The sequence below is a fragment of the Sulfurimonas sp. genome (genome assembly GCF_026196735.1).
Taxonomy (GTDB): Bacteria; Campylobacterota; Campylobacteria; order Campylobacterales; family Sulfurimonadaceae; genus Sulfurimonas.
Map to the genome: position 1 here is coordinate 15,329 of NZ_JAPHUF010000003.1, position 16,447 is coordinate 31,775.

Annotated in this window: 17 protein-coding genes and 1 tRNA gene; 10 read left to right on the forward strand and 8 right to left on the reverse strand. The window is 34.2% G+C overall.

From position 1 onward, the window contains the following. Nucleotide 1: 1 nt before the first annotated feature. The 9 genes from OQK60_RS01970 to OQK60_RS02010 all read left to right on the forward strand — a co-directional run bounded on the left by OQK60_RS01970 (nucleotide 2) and on the right by OQK60_RS02010 (nucleotide 6,583). A complete protein-coding gene (locus OQK60_RS01970; protein ID WP_297683541.1) occupies nucleotides 2-925 on the forward strand; it encodes a D-2-hydroxyacid dehydrogenase in 924 nt (307 codons plus the stop codon). Between the two features lie 83 nt (nucleotides 926-1,008). Next, nucleotides 1,009-1,317, forward strand: coding sequence for a DedA family protein (locus OQK60_RS01975; protein WP_297683543.1), 309 nt, complete (start codon nucleotides 1,009-1,011; stop codon nucleotides 1,315-1,317). A gap of 29 nt (nucleotides 1,318-1,346) precedes the next feature. After that, nucleotides 1,347-2,330: a HAMP domain-containing sensor histidine kinase gene (locus tag OQK60_RS01980; RefSeq protein WP_297683545.1), complete on the forward strand. Its 984-nt coding sequence runs from the start codon at nucleotides 1,347-1,349 to the stop codon at nucleotides 2,328-2,330. Continuing rightward, a complete protein-coding gene (locus OQK60_RS01985) occupies nucleotides 2,327-3,934 on the forward strand; it encodes an FAD-dependent oxidoreductase (protein WP_297683547.1) in 1,608 nt (535 codons plus the stop codon). The genes OQK60_RS01980 and OQK60_RS01985 overlap by 4 nt, the downstream gene beginning before the upstream one ends. After that, a complete protein-coding gene (locus OQK60_RS01990) occupies nucleotides 3,924-4,619 on the forward strand; it encodes a 2Fe-2S iron-sulfur cluster-binding protein (protein WP_297683549.1) in 696 nt (231 codons plus the stop codon). The genes OQK60_RS01985 and OQK60_RS01990 overlap by 11 nt, the downstream gene beginning before the upstream one ends. A gap of 60 nt (nucleotides 4,620-4,679) precedes the next feature. Beyond that, nucleotides 4,680-5,177, forward strand: a complete 498-nt coding sequence (locus tag OQK60_RS01995) for a YajQ family cyclic di-GMP-binding protein (RefSeq protein ID WP_297683551.1) — start codon at nucleotides 4,680-4,682, stop codon at nucleotides 5,175-5,177. A 14-nt stretch (nucleotides 5,178-5,191) separates the two neighbouring features. Next, nucleotides 5,192-5,839 (forward strand): DNA-binding protein, encoded by a 648-nt coding sequence (locus OQK60_RS02000; protein WP_297683553.1) that lies wholly within the window; start codon nucleotides 5,192-5,194, stop codon nucleotides 5,837-5,839. Between the two features lie 66 nt (nucleotides 5,840-5,905). Beyond that, nucleotides 5,906-5,993, forward strand: a tRNA-Ser gene (locus tag OQK60_RS02005). 122 nt (nucleotides 5,994-6,115) lie between these two features. After that, nucleotides 6,116-6,583, forward strand: coding sequence for a hypothetical protein (locus OQK60_RS02010; RefSeq protein ID WP_297683555.1), 468 nt, complete (start codon nucleotides 6,116-6,118; stop codon nucleotides 6,581-6,583). A gap of 9 nt (nucleotides 6,584-6,592) precedes the next feature. On the opposite strand, the gene OQK60_RS02015 is transcribed toward OQK60_RS02010, so the two are convergent. The 5 genes from OQK60_RS02015 to OQK60_RS02035 form a co-directional block, all read right to left on the reverse strand. Next, complete coding sequence (locus tag OQK60_RS02015) at nucleotides 6,593-8,521, reverse strand: LapD/MoxY N-terminal periplasmic domain-containing protein (protein WP_297683557.1); 1,929 nt, start codon at nucleotides 8,519-8,521, stop codon at nucleotides 6,593-6,595. Beyond that, entirely contained in the window at nucleotides 8,518-9,135 is a 618-nt protein-coding gene (locus tag OQK60_RS02020) for a transglutaminase-like cysteine peptidase (protein WP_297683559.1), read from the reverse strand. The genes OQK60_RS02015 and OQK60_RS02020 overlap by 4 nt, the downstream gene beginning before the upstream one ends. A gap of 29 nt (nucleotides 9,136-9,164) precedes the next feature. Continuing rightward, nucleotides 9,165-10,667, reverse strand: coding sequence for a radical SAM protein (locus tag OQK60_RS02025; protein WP_297683561.1), 1,503 nt, complete (start codon nucleotides 10,665-10,667; stop codon nucleotides 9,165-9,167). A 155-nt stretch (nucleotides 10,668-10,822) separates the two neighbouring features. After that, on the reverse strand, nucleotides 10,823-12,250 hold the full coding sequence (locus tag OQK60_RS02030; RefSeq protein WP_297683563.1) for a methyl-accepting chemotaxis protein: 1,428 nt from the start codon (nucleotides 12,248-12,250) through the stop codon (nucleotides 10,823-10,825). Beyond that, a complete protein-coding gene (locus tag OQK60_RS02035) occupies nucleotides 12,219-12,704 on the reverse strand; it encodes a PAS domain-containing protein (RefSeq protein WP_297683565.1) in 486 nt (161 codons plus the stop codon). Before OQK60_RS02035 ends, OQK60_RS02030 begins: the two co-directional genes overlap by 32 nt. A gap of 211 nt (nucleotides 12,705-12,915) precedes the next feature. Here OQK60_RS02035 and OQK60_RS02040 point away from each other — a divergent pair, with 211 nt between their 5' ends. Continuing rightward, complete coding sequence (locus tag OQK60_RS02040) at nucleotides 12,916-13,962, forward strand: MFS transporter (RefSeq protein WP_366854608.1); 1,047 nt, start codon at nucleotides 12,916-12,918, stop codon at nucleotides 13,960-13,962. On the opposite strand, the gene OQK60_RS02045 is transcribed toward OQK60_RS02040, so the two are convergent. From OQK60_RS02045 to OQK60_RS02055, 3 genes are read right to left on the reverse strand one after another with little or no spacing between them, the layout of a single operon-like run. Continuing rightward, nucleotides 13,932-14,687, reverse strand: coding sequence for a DUF481 domain-containing protein (locus OQK60_RS02045; RefSeq protein ID WP_297683569.1), 756 nt, complete (start codon nucleotides 14,685-14,687; stop codon nucleotides 13,932-13,934). The genes OQK60_RS02040 and OQK60_RS02045 overlap by 31 nt on opposite strands. A gap of 41 nt (nucleotides 14,688-14,728) precedes the next feature. Beyond that, nucleotides 14,729-15,607 carry a DUF481 domain-containing protein gene (locus OQK60_RS02050; protein ID WP_297683571.1) on the reverse strand — a complete coding sequence of 293 codons (879 nt, stop codon included), beginning with the start codon at nucleotides 15,605-15,607 and terminating at the stop codon, nucleotides 14,729-14,731. A gap of 9 nt (nucleotides 15,608-15,616) precedes the next feature. After that, a complete protein-coding gene (locus OQK60_RS02055) occupies nucleotides 15,617-16,435 on the reverse strand; it encodes a mechanosensitive ion channel domain-containing protein (protein WP_297683573.1) in 819 nt (272 codons plus the stop codon). Between the last annotated feature and the right edge of the window lie 12 nt (nucleotides 16,436-16,447).

Below are 16,447 nucleotides of genomic sequence, written 5' to 3' on the forward strand. Positions count from 1 at the left end.
AATGAAAATAGTTCTGCTTGATGCCTTAACTTTTGGCGAGACCGACCTAAGTGGCTTTGATTCTTTAGGTAATGTTGAGATCTTTGAGACAACATCTCCAGAGCAAACGCAAGATAGAATTGCTAACGCAGATGTAGTTGTTACTAACAAAGTTGTTATAACCGATGTGCACATGTCAAACACACCGACTCTAAAACTTATCTGTGTTGCTGCTACGGGGATGAACAATGTTGATTTAGAAGCTGCAAAATCTCGTGGAATCCAAGTGAAAAATGTAGCTGGTTATTCAACCGATTCGGTTATTCAGCACACATTCTCAATGCTGTTTTATTTGATGGGGCACTCAAGATATTATGATGAGTATGTAAAAGACGGCTCATATTCCAGAAGTCCTATTTTCACAGATGTGTCAAAACCATTTTTTGAAATAAAAGGTAAAAAATGGGGAATTATAGGTCTTGGTGCTATTGGTCGTGGAGTTGCAAATATAGCCAAAGCATTTGGTGCAGAAGTCTGTTACTACTCTACAAGCGGAATAAATAGAACTGATGATTATCAGAGAGTGACTATAGATGAATTACTGAAGAGTTGCGATATTATTACAATTCATGCACCTCTAAATGACAAAACAAATAATCTTTTAGATTATGAACAACTGTTAACTTGTAAAGATGCAAGTATTGTTTTAAACCTTGGACGCGGCGGTATCATCAATGAAGAGGCTGTTGCCAAGATAGTTGATGAGAAAAATATTTACTTTGGTTTAGATGTTTTAACATGTGAGCCTATGAGAGAAAATCATCCACTTCTAAGTGTAAAAAACAGAGATAATTTATATATTACACCCCATATTGCTTGGACATCTGTTGAAGCAAGAGATAAGCTCATTACTTCTGTAATAGAGAATATAACATCGCTGAAATAGCACTTTTTTTCACGGCATTTTTAGCTGCGACTATTCTTCCATTTAGTTCTGAAGTTGCATTTGTAGCAGCTTTAGCTAATGATATGCCAAAATACACGGCTCTGATTTTTGCTTCAAGCGGAAATATTTTAGCGATTATTCTCAACTATTGGCTCGGTTACTGGCTTTATGAAAAAACAAAAACAAAACTTTTTAAATCCAAGATAGGCACAAAAGCATATGGTTATGGACACAACTATGGATATTATGCACTGTTACTCTCATGGCTTCCAGTCATCGGTGATCCACTAACACTTGTAGCAGGTCTTGTTAGGCTTAACTTTCTTTGGTTTGTTTTAATCGCGGGTTCTTTGAGAATAATAAGGTATTACTTTTTAACTCTTATGTTATAATCCATCACTAATATATCAATGGTTGTCTTATGAAATATGTATTTCTTGTTTTATTAACTTTTCTACCTCTTTATGCGACACAAGAGCCTTTAGAAAAAAACTTTAAATATATTTACGAGGGTATATTTTTATTAATCTTTGTGCTAGTAGCACTATTTTACAGGCAACAAATTTTAAAAAATAAAAATAGAGAATTGGAAGTCTTAAAAAATGAATTGATGAGTTTAAATCAAACCTTAGAGTCTAAAATCTCAGATGCAGTGCAAGAGGCACATAAAAAAGATGCTTACCTTGTTCATAAATCCCGTTTGCTCCAGATGGGCGAAGTTATGAGCATGGTTGCACATCAATGGAAGCAACCCCTTAGCTCAATTTCAGCAACACAAATATCTATATTGTTAGCATTAGAACTAGAAAGTTATGATTTTGACGACAAAACACAAAGAGATAATTTTTTAAGGTTTTTAAAGAGTAAGCTTGATAAAATTGGACTGTACACTCAAAACTTAAGTCAAATAATATCTGACTTTAGCGACTACTATAAACCAAATAAAGATGCAGCAATTTTACCCATAAACAAGGTTATTGCAAAAGCATACGGTATCATAGAGGATAGTTTAAATTCAAGTGATATACATGTAGTCTTAAGTTTAGGTTCTAGCAAAGAGTTGAATTTGCATGAAAATGAGTTTATGCAGGTAATTTTAAATATTTTAAATAATGCTAAAGAGCAATTTGCTAAATGTGATGTAGAAAATGCAGAAATACTGATAAGCAGTTATGATAAAGACGATATGGCTGTTTTAGAGATAAGTAATAATGCAGGGCAAATTGATGATGATATAATAGACCATATATTTGAACCATATTTTTCTACAAAACTAAAAGAAAACGGAACAGGATTGGGACTACACATGGCAAAAAATATTATAGAAGAGCATCATAGGGGCAGCATCAAAGTTGTCAATACAGATGATGGTGTTAAATTTATTATAAAATGCGAGGCAATATGAGCAGAGTAATTATTGTAGGAGCAGGTGGGGCAGGTTTAGTAGCCGCAATCAATGCTCATGAAAATGGCGCAAAGGTCACGATACTTACAAAGGATTATCCAACAAGAAGTCAAACATGTATGGCACAAGGCGGTATAAATGCGGCGCTCTCAAACGCTGGAGAAGATAGCGTTGAAGCACACATTCAAAATACCCTAAAATCTGCTCATTCAATTGCGGATGAGGATGCAGTTAGGTTTATGTGCGAGAGTGCTCCTGATGCAGTCAGATGGCTTGATAGCATAGGTGTGCCATTTAGCAGAACCACAGAATCTAAAATCGCTCAAAGAACACTTGGTGGTGCTTCTGCTCCCCGCGCCTGCTATGCACAAGACTATACAGGTTTAAAAATTCTTCATACGCTTTATGACAGATGTCTTTCTCTTGGCATTGAGATTTTAAATGAAAAATATCTTTTAGAGTGCATAACAGATAAGGACAGTAATGGCAAAACTTATGTTTGCGGTGTTAGTGTTTTAGATAAAAGAAGCGGAGAAGTGGAAGTTTATGAAGCAAGAAGTGTCATAATGGCAACCGGCGGATATAGCAGGATTTATCATACTCACTCAACAAATGCAGTTGGAAGCAGCGGTGATGGTATTGCTGCAGCACTAAGAGCGGGGGCAAGAGTCAGCGATATGGAGTTTGTGCAGTTTCATCCGACTGCTATGAAAAACTCTGCAATTTTAATCTCAGAGAGTGCCAGAGGTGCTGGAGGATATCTGCTAAATTCAAAAGGTGAGCGTTTTACAAATGAGTTAGCTCCTCGTGATGAGGTAGCTCGGGCAATAGACGATGAGATGCTAAAGGGTGAAGATATTTTTTTAGATATTCGTCATCTTGGAGAGGAGTTTATAAATGAAGAGCTGCCACAAGAGAGAAAGTTAGCCAAACTTTATGAAAGTGTTGATCCTGTGCATGACTTAATCCCTATAAAACCGGTTGCTCACTATACGATGGGCGGAATAGAGGTAGATGAGAACTCCAAAACAAGTATAGAGGGTCTGTATGCTGCTGGTGAATGTGCAAACCATAAGGTTCATGGAGCAAATCGTCTTGGTGGAAACTCACTTTTGGAGTTGATAGTATTTGGGAAACAAGCCGGAGAGGCTGCCGCAAAACATGCAAAAAAAAGTGAAATAAATTTAAATAAAGATATACATGTAAAAGATATCAATAATTTTATTATTGATGTAAAAAACTATATAAACGAAGTAGATTTTTATCAAAAACGAGAATTTTTAGGTGATATGTTTTATCTACATGTAGGAATAAAAAGAGAAAAAGAAAATCTTGAGTCTTTACTAAAAGATGTGACAAAACTGCTAGAAAACCTACCGATGATGGGTGTTAGTGACAAATCAAAAATTTATAATTCCAATCTGATAGAGTTTTTGGAGTTTAAAAATATGTTAGAGCTAAGCCAGCTGGTTGTAATCGGTGCAATTGCAAGACAAGAGAGCCGAGGAGCACATTTTCGAGTTGATAAGCCAAACGAAAATGATGAACTTTTTAAAGCACATAGTGTAATTGATAAAAATGGGAATGTAAGCTATGAAGATTAAAATTCAAAGAGAAACTCTTGTTGAGTATGAAGTTGAGTCAAAAGATAGAACTTTACTAGAAGTTTTAAATGAGATAAAAACGACACAAGACCCGTCACTCACATATTCAAGTGGCTGTAGAAGCAGTGTTTGCGGAAGTTGCTCTGTGAGAGTTAACAGCAAAGAAGTTTTGGCATGTGCTTATCATGCAAAGGACAGCGATTTAATAGAACCTATGAGAAACAGCGAAGTGATACGCGATTTGGTTGTAAATATGGACAGGGCTTATGGGTTTAATGCAAAGGCTAAAGCTTGGCAGAGTTCATTGTCTCAAGATGTTTTACTAACTCCCGAGGATGAGAAAATCAATGAAGTTCAGAGTGACTGCATATTGTGTGGTTCATGTTATAGTGCCTGCCCTGTTTATGCTGTAAACGAGGAATTTCTTGGACCGTTTTCACTAACAAGAGTTTGGAGATATGTTAGTGACAAAAGAGAAGAAAACCCTAAAGATAAAATTGACACCATACAAACAAACGGTGTATGGGACTGTACTCTTTGTAATGAATGTACGCTTGTGTGTCCGCAGGATATTTCAAGTAAGGCAGATATAGAAAAGCTTCGCGGACGAAGTTCTATGGCTGGATATATGGACCCAAATTTTGCTAATTTTGGTGCTGGTTTTGATGGAAGTCCAACTTTTTAAAACAACTAACACATTTCAAATATGTTATAATCTGCAATAATTGTTATAAAGGGTTGACAGATGGCAAAAGAACATTCATTTGATATTAGTGCAAAAATAGATATGCAAAACTTCAAAAATGCTATAAATATGGTAGATAAAGAGGTTGCTAATCGTTACGACTTCAAGGGAACTGCTTATGAAGTAAACTACAATGAAAAAGCTAAAACTTTAGTTTTGATAGCATCCAGCGATAACAAGCTTGACGCATTAAAAGATATTGTAGTGGCAAAGTTTTTAAAACAAGGACTAAGCTCTAAAGTTTTAGAAGAACTAAAAGTAGAAGACTCTAGCGGGAATAATAGAAAAGTGACTTTTAAAGTCGTTGATTATATAGAGTCTAAAGAAGCTAAAAAAATAACTGCTGAAATAAAAAAGATGAAGTTAAAAGTAAATGCCCAAATTGAGGGAGATGCCATAAGAGTAAAAGGTGCAAAGCTTGATGATTTACAAAAAGTAATGAAAATGGTAAGAGAAGCAGAGTGGGATGCTCCACTTGTTTTTGAAAATATGAGATAGGGGGGAATAGTCACATGTCAAAATTAACAGTCACAGACGCTGCTCAAATGCTTGGTGTGTCAAAAGAAGCTATACACAATCGTGTACGACGAGGTTCTTTAAAGAGTGTGGTTGAAAATGGCGTCAAGATGGTTATACTTGATGGCAAAGATAGTTCTAAAGCATCATCTAAAAGAGTAACTAAAAAAGCTATTTCACCGGTTGATGACAGATACTATAAACTTTTAGAAGAGCAAAATGCCAAACTTCAGCAAAAAATAGAAACTCTTGAAAGTGAGACAAGAACACTTAGAGACCAAAAAGAGCAGATGTTAATTGATGAGAGAAAAAAGATAGAACAGATCTATAAAGACAAAGATGAGCAGTTAAAAAATATACTAAACGCAATATCTTCAAAGTTTATGCTAAATGCTCCAGATGATGCTTTAGATATTAAAGAAGAGTTAGTTGAAGCAGAAATAGAAGAACCACAGCAATATCAAGACAGTGGATTGATCTCTTTAAATAAGTATATAAAAACCAGAGAGTTTTCAAAGAAAAAATCTTCTAAGATAAAAGAAAAGTTTAAAAAGAGAGCAGACACTGACGCTAGGATTATTACGATTGGAAAAAAGTATTATATAGATTTAGAAAAGTACGACTATAGTGATTTATCGCTGTAAATCCGCATATAAAATAGATTTTATCATTAATTGATTAAAAATAAGGTAGAATCGCATCTTCTAAATGGTCTCGTGTCCGAGTGGCCGATGGTGCATCCTTGGAAAGGATGTGTAGATAACTCTACCGAGAGTTCGAATCTCTCCGAGACCACCATTTCTTACTTTAACCTTTATTTCAATATTTAGAATTTTTTTTAGTCCCTTCAGGATTCTTAGAAGTTTTAATAAATTTTATGAATACTAAGCTATAATATCTGAAAAAGTTGTAACAAATAGATGGAAACAGAATTAATTATTAAATCTATTATGGGGTTAATTGCAGTTTTAGCAATTCTAGTGTTTTTCCTATTTTTAGAACCAAATAAAAAGTCTCAAAAGAAATCTAACAAACAAAAAACAGCAGATGAAAATAAAGTAAAAACAGAAGTCAAAAGTACAATTACAAATACTGATTTGAACCATCTGCTAAGCATTATTAAAAACAAAAAATCATCAACAGAACTTTTAGGCGAAGCTCTTGATATGGTTATAAAATATCATGGAAGAGTTCACACGAAACTCGGTCTTAGGTCTCATCCTGATTTTGATATTTATATGGGTATTATTTTTACAGCATGTAGACATCCAAATATAACCAAAGATTTAATTATCAAGTTTGATAAAGAACTTACAAGATTAAATCCGGAGTATAAACAGGATATCAACGAAGCTCTTACAAAAGGGTTGACATCCAGAAGAGTATAAACTAGTAAGCTAGCTTTGTATCTCTATCATCTCAGTCACTAGCCCTTGAACTATATGAATACCTCTTTCTTCTAACTTTTGTAGAGTTTGCATATCCATAACACCGACAGATATAAGTGAAATTCCTACTGTATCTGTTATCAATCTAAGAGCTGAAAGTGATTGGTCTGTTTGAGTCAAAAAGTAGCTACTTTCACCTTTGATATAAACAGGTCTTAAGTCTTGTAAATATTGATAATCTTCACTCTCACCAATAAACTCAAATACACCAACATCAATATTGTACATTTTAAATAGCTCTTTATATTCCATAATATGTTTAGAGTCTTGACGGACAAGTCTATCTGGCATCTCTATGATTAATTTAAATGGAAGAGTAGCAGCATTGGCGCGAAGAAGTTCACTGATGTCCTCAAAGGTGCCTTCATGCTCTAGATACTCATAAGGTAGTCTTAGAGAGTAGGTTGAAGCACTCAAAAGCATGTCAGGAATTTTAAATAACATATTTACAACATTTTTGTATATGTCATTGCTTAGTCCTGATTGAATTGCCGGTGCCATAAACTGGGCATAACTATATGATGTGTTTTTGTCAAGAGTTAGATTTATGCTTAGTACATGATTAGCTAGTTTTTTAGATTTGGTATCTACAACAGGCCAAGATACAAAGCTAAACCTATTTTTTTCAATTGCATTATTTATTATAAGTTTCCATGCTTCTTTACCCATAACTTCAACACTGTCTTCAGCTTTTTCAAGATGTATGTTTGATGGATGGAATTTTGCTTGAGCAAGAGAGTTGTCTGAACGAGAAAATAGTTGTGAGATGGTATCTCTATGGCTATACTCATAAAGACCAAGAGATATAAAGATTTCGTTAGTGTTTAACTCATTTTGAATGATTTTTTGTTCAACAGAGTCGTAAATCTTTTTTGCCAACTCTAACGCATTTTCTTTTGAACAATCAGGCAGAAGCATCGAGAATTCTGTTCCATTCATTCTAGCAACTATACAGTTAGTAAATACTTTGGAGTTATCTCTAAATATATCCGCAATGTCTAGAAGAAGTTTGTCCGCATTTTGATGACCAAGTTTTTCGTTAGCCTGCATCATCCCGCTGATAGCAATAAGTATATTTATTCCGCCTTTTGAAGGTGCATCTACTTTTAAATACTCAGGAAGCCTGTCTATAAGGTATTTACGATTTCTAAGTCCTGTATTTTTGTCTATGTACTCTAACTCTTTATGTGCTTTTAGCTCTTTATTGCCTTTATCAAACATAGCTTTGACTTTTGAGACCATGTTGTTCATTCCCAAAACGACATCTCTAAACTCTGTTGTATAAGGGATGTTGTCTTGAATTATAAACTCGTTTCTTATTACGGCAGCTGCTTGTTTTTGTACTTCTTTTAGTGGTTTTAAAACAGCATGTAAAAGCAAGTTAAGAATAATAAGACCTATAACAGAAATGAGGGCAAAAGATATTAGAAGGCTCTTTAAAATTGAGTATAGCTGTTTATATGCATAAGTTGTGTCACTTTGAACACTAAGTATTCCAACTTGACTCCAGCCGGCTGATACATTTGCTCGTGCAATTGGTGCTTCAATTTCAATCATATTTAAAAACCATGATGGAATATCAATGATTTCGCTTTCAGTCTTTCTCTCATAAAGAGTGATGTTCTCAACATCAACAAGAGTGATTTCTCGGTAGTATCCACTGTCAAAGTTTGCATTAATCATGGTTGACATCATTGATATGTCACCGTTTGCATTTCCAAGTGAAAGGCTAAGTGAAGTTGCTGAATTTTTGGCATCTTCATAGAGTCTGTCTTGAACAGACTTGTTTGCACTTTGAAAGTTTAGGGTTAAAACAGTTGCCAGTATAATAAGTAAAAAGATTGATAGCATAATGGCTATTTGTTTAAAGAGAGTCATATTTTTTTCCTTTGCATGTTGAGTTGTAGTTCATCCCATTTTTTATGGGTTTTTTGTTTTTCACCAGTTTTAAGTACTTCGCCATTAAAATGATAGATCGGAATAAGATCTTTTCTTTTTGATGCCGGAAAAATCTTACGATTGTTGTTATCTAAAATAAGTGGCTCACTTTTGGGTGTTTTAAAGTAGGTTAAAACCATGTGAGGTGCTTTGAATTTTGTAGAGCGTACATATGTAAAAAATAGTTTTTCAGGTGCAATACCGAGATATTTAAGAGCAAAATATTTACTGATAACATAATCTTCGCAATCGCCTTTGTCTTTTCCCAAGAACTCCCAAGGCGTTGCCCAGTAGTCGCTTTTGTTGTAGACTTTTAAGTCCGAAGAGTACTTGACTTCATTAAAAAATCTATTAACTGCTTCAAGTTTTGCCAAATCATCTTTATCTCTCACTTCATCTAGCATTTGCTGAAGAAACAAAAATCTTTTTTTTGCAAATATTTTATATTTTTTGTCAATTCGATCCAGTAGTTTTTCATCTACATACGGTTCATTTGCCCAAGCAGTATTTATTAAAAACAGTGATAGTAATATAGGCACAACTGATTTAAACATAGAGTGATTATATCTAAAAATTTCTGATATTATTGCTGTCTTTTGTTAAATCCAGATGTTCCATGTTTATTATCTACATGTAAGTCTTTGGCATATGGTTTTAAGTAACTTGGAACCGCCCGTCCTTTTAACTTCATCATATCCTCAAGCATCTCTTTTGCTACCATTTGGGCAGACAAATCTTTGATTTCACAAAGATATGTGAAAAGTAGTTCTCCAAGTCTCATAAGCGAGATTTTGTATGTTGAATCAGTTTGAGTGTAGGTCCATATGCTAAAGGCATAAAAATTTTCAAACACACTTTGCTGTTGCCAGATTAGCTTTACACTTTGCTTGAAATTACCGCTATTGTAAGTTAAATCCCAAAACCTTGAGAACCTTTTCATTATTTGAATATCATTAAAACTAAGCTGAGAATTTTTTAAAATATCATAAGGCGGGATGTCGCTGTAAACCATGCCAAATTCTATATCGTGCCTGTTTATATAGGTTCCTGAGAGTTTTTTCAGTATGCCTATTTGTATCTCACAACTGCTCAAAGAGACCAGTTCATCAAGATTTGCTCCAAAACTCTGCAGAGATTCCCCAGGAAGACCGACAATCAAATCAAGATGTATATGAGCTTCGGTTTCTTGTTCTAAAAACCTTATATTTTCTTTAATTTTATCAAGTTTTAGTTGCCTTGATATGTTGTTTGCTATTTCAAGGTTAAGTGTCTGTATCCCAATTTCGAGTTGAAGTGCGCCATGAGGAAATTGTGCGATTTTTTCTTTTATGGAGTCGGGAAAATGGTCGGGTATAACTTCAAAATGTGCAAAATAAGGAGGTTTTTTTGCCAAAAAGAAGTCCAAAAGTTTATTTGCAGTTTTCATATTTAGATTGAAAGTCCTGTCTATAAACTTGAAGTTTCTAGCACCTCTCATCCAAAGTACCTCAAACTCTTTTAAAAGCTCATCAAGATTAAAGGCTCTAACTTTTTCATCCATTGAAGATAGACAAAATTCACACTCAAAAGGGCAGCCTCTGGAAGCTTCTACATAGAGATAGCGGTTTTTTATATCATCATCCGTATAGTATTTGTAGGGAAGTTTTACATTTTTCAATGAGGGCATACTCATTTTAATTATTTTATCTTGAGGCTTGTTATTGTTTAAAATATTTTTGCATAAGTTATAAAAAGCCAAATCTCCTTCACCCTGAATTATATAATCAGCACTCTTTAGATTTACACGAAAAGGTTCATGTGAGACCTCAGGACCGCCTAAGACAATTGTTGTCTCTGGAGAGACTTTTTTTATAATGTGAATAAGTTCACTTACCTCTGTCACATTCCATATATATACGCCTATACCTATAATATTTGGGGAATTCTTTAGTAGTTTTTCTGCTACAGACTGCAAGGCATCGTTTATACTAAACTCTATAATCTCTGCATCATCTTGTAGCTCTTTTAAGTTCGCATATAAATACCTAAGTGCTATTGAAGTGTGTGTAAATCTTGAATTAAGTGTGGTTAAGATGATTTTTTGCATGGTGGAAGTTTAGCATAATTATCCAGGCCAAAAAAAGGGGAAAGACCGGATAATTAAATAATTTATAGGAAGTATAAATCTCTACTTATGAAAGGGGGTTAAACATAATCGAGATTTAAAATTATATTAAATATAAGCTAATAATAAGTAAATAGCTAAGCTTCTGCTATCATGTTATCAAGTTGTTTAAATAATTCGCTTGATGCATCTTCCATATTTTTAAAGTTATTTACAATTACTTCTACATTTTCACTTTTAAAAGTAGAGTTGTTTTCTATAAATTGCAAGTTATTAAATACAGAGCTGTGGACTTTTTGATGAGGAATATCAATAGCTTTATATGCTTCTGTATGCCCAAAATATTTTTTCCCATCAGTGATATACCATTTTCCAGTCTTACAGTGTGTATGATCGTTATATACATATGACTCTTTAGAGTCAATTATAGATGAGTATGCTTCGATTTTATAGAGTACAAGCTCTACTTTTATTGATGTTACCATAAGTCTATTTTGTATTTTTTGCGATATATCGGCTGAGTGTTCGGCTGATGAGTTTAATTGGGTAAATGTATTTTTAAATTCATTAATAATTTCATTTGAAGTTTGTGCTATTTCAGAAATATTGTCAGAATTAGTACGAATTTCATTTGACTCTTGTTGAAGTGTTGATATTGTAATCTCTATCTCATTTGTAGCTTTTGCAGTTCTCTCAGCTAGTTTTCTAACTTCATCAGCAACAACAGCAAAGCCCCTACCGTGTTCACCGGCTCTTGCTGCCTCAATAGCAGCATTTAGCGCAAGTAGGTTTGTCTGATCTGCAATATCTTTAATAAGCCCAACGATTACAGAAATTTCACTTGAACGATGTTCTAGACTTACTATAGCCTCATGAGAAGATGAGATAAGCTCAACAAGAGTGTCGAATTTTTCACTTATATCTCTTACTTCTTCTAAACTTTTAGCTGATTGAGCAGCTGTTATTTTTGATACATCAGCAATGGTATTTGAATCATTTTGAGCAAGTATGATGTCATTGTGAATAGTTTCAAAACCGCTACTGGCTCCATCACTAAGATTGTTGAGCTTTTGTGATAATTCGCCTTTAACTTTTGAGGAGTAGCCCTCAGCTATATAGCCCATAATTTCATTTAACTCTTTTGAAGTGCTATGGAAGCTGCCGTGTAATCCTGATGGGTATGTAAGTCTGTAGCTTTTGCCCACAGAAGCAGATTTTATGGATGTTTGCACATCTCTCATAAATGCTTCGAGCTGATCTAGTGCGTCGTTTAAGCTCCAGGCAAAAGATGATTCTATGGAGTTGTTATCTGGTATATATGTTACACGACCTTCTAGTTTTCCTTGCGCCACATCTTTTAAAACATTAATCATTGACTTGTATGTAGGAGATTTTATTTCATTTTCATTATCCGTTTGGATAAATATTGAAGCAAATAAAACTAAAAATAGTAAACCACTAAGAGCATAGTTTGAAGTAATTAGCCCGTAGATAGCTACAAGTAAAACTGTGATAAAAAGCATACTGCTTTGTCTATTTTTGAAGAGAGATGATAAATTCATCATAGCTTACTCCTTTATCTTCTAGTATGTCTGTTAAAATTTTAAATGAGGCGTCAACTCCCTCGTTATTTTCAATTTCTACCATCTTTTTGTACAGAGGTATGATAGCTTCAAGTGCTTTTGGGTTAGGCTTTCTTCTAACTGAGTAGTAACCGATTATTTTGCCGTTGTTGTCAAAAGAAGGAGTTACATTTGTAAAGACCCAGTAGTGATTGTTATTTTTAGTTTTGTTAACAACATATGCAAAAACCTCTTCTTTTTTAGCAATCATGTCCCATAAATATCTAAAAACAGCTTTTGGCATATCAGGATGTCGTACAATGCTGTGAGGCTTACCAAGGAGCTCCTCCTCAGTATATTCTGCCATATCCATAAATATTTTGTTGCAGTAAGTAATTTTACCTTTTGTATCTGTTTTAGATACGATGAAATCATTCTCAGCCATGTTTTTTAGCATCAAAAATACCTTTCTCTATAATATTTTACATGTCCTTGAATTGTACCTAAATATTGTCAAAATATTGTCATATTTTTTGAAAATTTAAAACTTTTTAAAAAAAAAGTGAGTACGCTTCTTGTAACTAAATTCGCTATAATGGCGCATGTCAATACTATTATCAATTTTTTATTTTTTTTACTTTTCAATCATCGGTGTATACATCATCTTCATGCCAAAAGTTTTGGCAATGGTCGGGTATTCTGCGAGTGAGATAGGTATCATCTTTGCCGCTGCTCCGCTGGTGCGTTTTTTAGTTCCTTTTGCTTTTATAAAGGGGTTAAAAATAAATATACATACATTTAACATGTCACTACTCATAATGTGTATCAGCGCTATAGCTTTTTATTTCTCTTTAGACAATTTTTACAAGTTGCTTTTTTCAAATATAGGACTTGGAATAGGGCTTAGTTTGGTCTTGCCTTATGTTGAACTAATCTCTTTGAAGTACCTAGGTCAAGAGAGATACGGAAAGATTAGACTCTTTGGTTCGGTTGGTTTTATCTTGGTGGCACTTGTGTTGGTGAAATTTTTGAGCTCACCGGAGATCGCACTTAATTATCTTTTAGTCTTAACTTTTACAACCTCTATAACAGCTTTTGTTATAGCCAGAAAAGCAGATGCAATTTTAGATAGAAGTGAAGACGCCCAAAATGATATAAATATATTGGCTGATTGGAAACTATGGGCTGGACTAACTCTTATGCAGGTTAGTTTTGGTTCTTTTTACAACTTTTTTACCATCTATGAGACAGACCATGGTATCAGCTTGGATATGACAATATATCTTTGGACTTTTGGTGTTGTTGTCGAGATATTTATGCTCTTTTTTCAAGGAGCACTTCTTCGTAGAAATTTACTCCTAATACTTCAGTTTACTACTTTTGTTACTGCTATTAGATGGTATTTGCTTTTTTTGTTTCCAGAGAATCTAGGAGTGCTGTTTTTTACCCAAACTATTCATGCGTTTAGTTTTGCACTTTTTCACTCTGCTGCTATTAGTTATCTGTACCATCTTTATAAACATAAATCTTTGGCACAGCAGTTTTTCTCAGGTATAACTTACGGACTTGGGGCATTTATGGGAGCATTGATTGCAGGATATGTGTATGAGTTGTATCCAAAGTACCTATTTTTAAGTGCGACATTTATCGCACTAATGTCATTTTACTCTCTGTACTTATGGGGTCAAAAGTTAAAAACAAAAGATGTTGTTTGAACAAAGTCTGATTTTTCAACGCCTACAGGCGGTTTGGAATCTACATTCCATGAGGCATTAAATTTTAAGTACAACTCTTCAAAGATGTTGAGTTTTAGCTCAAGCTCACTAGATTGAACATAATCGCTAAAATCATTTGTTTTGGGTTGATAATACAGTGTACATGAAAATGATGCTTTATTGTTAAAGCCGATGCTGTAAGCAAGGTATGAATTCAACCTTGTATTATCTTCTGCCGGGTCTATCAGTGGATTTGTATATCTTATGCCTTCATAAAAACCGCCAAAGCCTGCATAACCTTTGCCTTTTTCTTGGCTGTTAAATATTTTGTATCTTAAACCTGCTCCACCTAAAACTCTGCTTTTGATATTTCTAAAATCATCATTCTCAAGTTGTCCAAACAGCTCATATCTTAGGTTTTCATTATCTGTTAGTGCATGTATATATCTGACATGTGAAAAAGCTTTGTTGGTGTCTTCTACTCCATTGGATTTGCCATACTCGCCGGATAACTCTCCCCACATTACATAACTTGAGTTTTCATCGTAAGTTGCTCTTATGGATGCTTTATAGTTGTCTTTGTCTGTATTGCCTCTTTTAGTTTCAAGACCTGCTTCGACTTCCGCAGATAGTCCGGGTTTTGCGCCTATCTCTACCGGAGCGATAGATACTAGAGCAAAAAGATACTGTGTTGTTATTAGTGTGATTAGTATTAGTAATTTCATGGTTGAAATCTTACCAATATATCACACAAAAAACAAGCTCATTAGTAGTCTATGATTAGATTAAAAGTAAAAGTTTTGTCAGTGGAGGTTTTGCCGTCTGCCGGCTTATTTATGTAATCTACCTGATAACCGACACCTGCAGAGAATATATCTGATAGTTTGCTTGAAAGTGTGGTCTTTGAGTAAGCAAAATAATTATCCATATCTGAAAATTCTGCTCTGTAACTAAGTGTTTCATTGAACTTTAAATTATCAAAAATTTGCCAATCATATACAACTTTAGCTCTATATGATGCGTAGCTTTTAGTATCTCCGTCATTATTGCTTATGCTTCCGGCAGGGTATGGATATGTAACAGCATTGCCTAGTCCATCATGATATGTGTCTTCAATAGCATCCACGGAGTAAAGAACATTTCCTTCAAGAGAAAGTTTGTGATTTTTTTCTTGTATAGCCTTATATTTGGCACCTGGACCGGTATAAAGCTGGTATTCGTAACCGGAGAATTTATCTTCTTTGTATCCGACTAAATATACAAAAGCCAATCTTTTTGTAAACTTGTAGTTATAACTAAGCTCACTTAGCAATTTATTTTTATTTTCTAAATCATCTTCTGTACCATACTGCATAAGTAAAGATAGTTCAAGAGAATGTTTTCTCCAATTCTTTTTTATGCTTGCATCCAGATTTAGTGTCTCAGTGTTTGTATTACCTGAAGTAGTGATATATCCAAGCTCAGTATGTGTCACAAATCCTTTTTCGTCTGCATCTTTTGGCAGCTGAGCATGCAGTTTTTTTAGACTCTCGTTTAGTGCTTTTATTTGTGCTTTTACATCATCCATTTCTTGTCTGATTTGCTCTTCATCCGCCGCCACAACAAGGGAGCTTACAAGTAAAGCACCAAGTATGATTTTCTTCATTTTTTTCCTTTAAGATTCCGTTTTATCTGTGTGAATATCCATCTGAGGGTAAGGGATTGAGATACCTTTTTCATCAAATGTAAGTTTTACTTTTTCTAACATGTCAAAATGTACATCCCAGTAATCATCAGCTTTTACCCATGCACGAAATGTAAAGTTAACACTGCTATCGCCAAGTTCACCAACGGCAACAAGTGGAGCCGGTTCCTCTAGTATTCTCTCATCATCTTTTATGATTTGCATCAGAGTCTCTTTTGCAAGTTTAAGGTCATCATCATAGCCTATGCCAAAAACATGCTCAACACGACGCATTGTCCTTTGCGAAAAATTTGTTATATTTCCACCGATGATAGATGAGTTTGGAACAATGATTATCCGTTTGTCAACGGGTTCTATGATAGTGGAGAAAAGGTTTACATCTTTTACTGTTCCGGTAGTTCCCGCAGCTTCTATAACATCTCCAACTTTAAATGGGCGAAAAATGATTATTAAAACTGCTGCTCCTATGTTTGAGAGAGAATCTTTTAGTGCTAAACCAATGGCAAGTGAAGCAGCACCAAAAACAGCTAGAAAAGATGTTGTATTTATGCCCAAAGTATTTAATGAGGCCAAAATAACCATAATCAATAGTAAAAAGTAGATAATACTTTCTAAAAACTCTGCTAAAGTCTCATCAACTTTCGCTTTGTGCATAACTTTTTTTGAAAATTTTGTAATCTTTTTAACGAACAACTTTCCAATAAAGAAGATAATCAAAGCGGCTATAATCTTTAAACCATACTCGCTTGTATATGTTATAGCCATGTCTGTATATTTCGAAAAGTCCATTTTTAACCTTTT

Bases quoted from the DNA above. Each gene is read 5' to 3' on its own strand.
- OQK60_RS02050 (WP_297683571.1), bottom strand. From the start codon at position 15,607: ATGAAGAAAATCATACTTGGTGCTTTACTTGTAAGCTCCCTTGTTGTG.
- OQK60_RS02030 (WP_297683563.1), bottom strand. From the start codon at position 12,250: ATGATGAATTTATCATCTCTCTTCAAAAATAGACAAAGCAGTATGCTT.
- OQK60_RS01990 (WP_297683549.1), top strand. From the start codon at position 3,924: ATGAAGATTAAAATTCAAAGAGAAACTCTTGTTGAGTATGAAGTTGAG.
- OQK60_RS01980 (WP_297683545.1), top strand. From the start codon at position 1,347: ATGAAATATGTATTTCTTGTTTTATTAACTTTTCTACCTCTTTATGCG.
- OQK60_RS02025 (WP_297683561.1), bottom strand. From the start codon at position 10,667: ATGCAAAAAATCATCTTAACCACACTTAATTCAAGATTTACACACACT.
- OQK60_RS02020 (WP_297683559.1), bottom strand. From the start codon at position 9,135: ATGTTTAAATCAGTTGTGCCTATATTACTATCACTGTTTTTAATAAAT.
- OQK60_RS02040 (WP_366854608.1), top strand. From the start codon at position 12,916: ATGCCAAAAGTTTTGGCAATGGTCGGGTATTCTGCGAGTGAGATAGGT.
- OQK60_RS02045 (WP_297683569.1), bottom strand. From the start codon at position 14,687: ATGAAATTACTAATACTAATCACACTAATAACAACACAGTATCTTTTT.
- OQK60_RS02035 (WP_297683565.1), bottom strand. From the start codon at position 12,704: ATGCTAAAAAACATGGCTGAGAATGATTTCATCGTATCTAAAACAGAT.
- OQK60_RS02015 (WP_297683557.1), bottom strand. From the start codon at position 8,521: ATGACTCTCTTTAAACAAATAGCCATTATGCTATCAATCTTTTTACTT.
- OQK60_RS01970 (WP_297683541.1), top strand. From the start codon at position 2: ATGAAAATAGTTCTGCTTGATGCCTTAACTTTTGGCGAGACCGACCTA.
- OQK60_RS01995 (WP_297683551.1), top strand. From the start codon at position 4,680: ATGGCAAAAGAACATTCATTTGATATTAGTGCAAAAATAGATATGCAA.
- OQK60_RS01975 (WP_297683543.1), top strand. From the start codon at position 1,009: ATGCCAAAATACACGGCTCTGATTTTTGCTTCAAGCGGAAATATTTTA.
- OQK60_RS02055 (WP_297683573.1), bottom strand. From the start codon at position 16,435: ATGGACTTTTCGAAATATACAGACATGGCTATAACATATACAAGCGAG.
- OQK60_RS02000 (WP_297683553.1), top strand. From the start codon at position 5,192: ATGTCAAAATTAACAGTCACAGACGCTGCTCAAATGCTTGGTGTGTCA.
- OQK60_RS02010 (WP_297683555.1), top strand. From the start codon at position 6,116: ATGGAAACAGAATTAATTATTAAATCTATTATGGGGTTAATTGCAGTT.
- OQK60_RS01985 (WP_297683547.1), top strand. From the start codon at position 2,327: ATGAGCAGAGTAATTATTGTAGGAGCAGGTGGGGCAGGTTTAGTAGCC.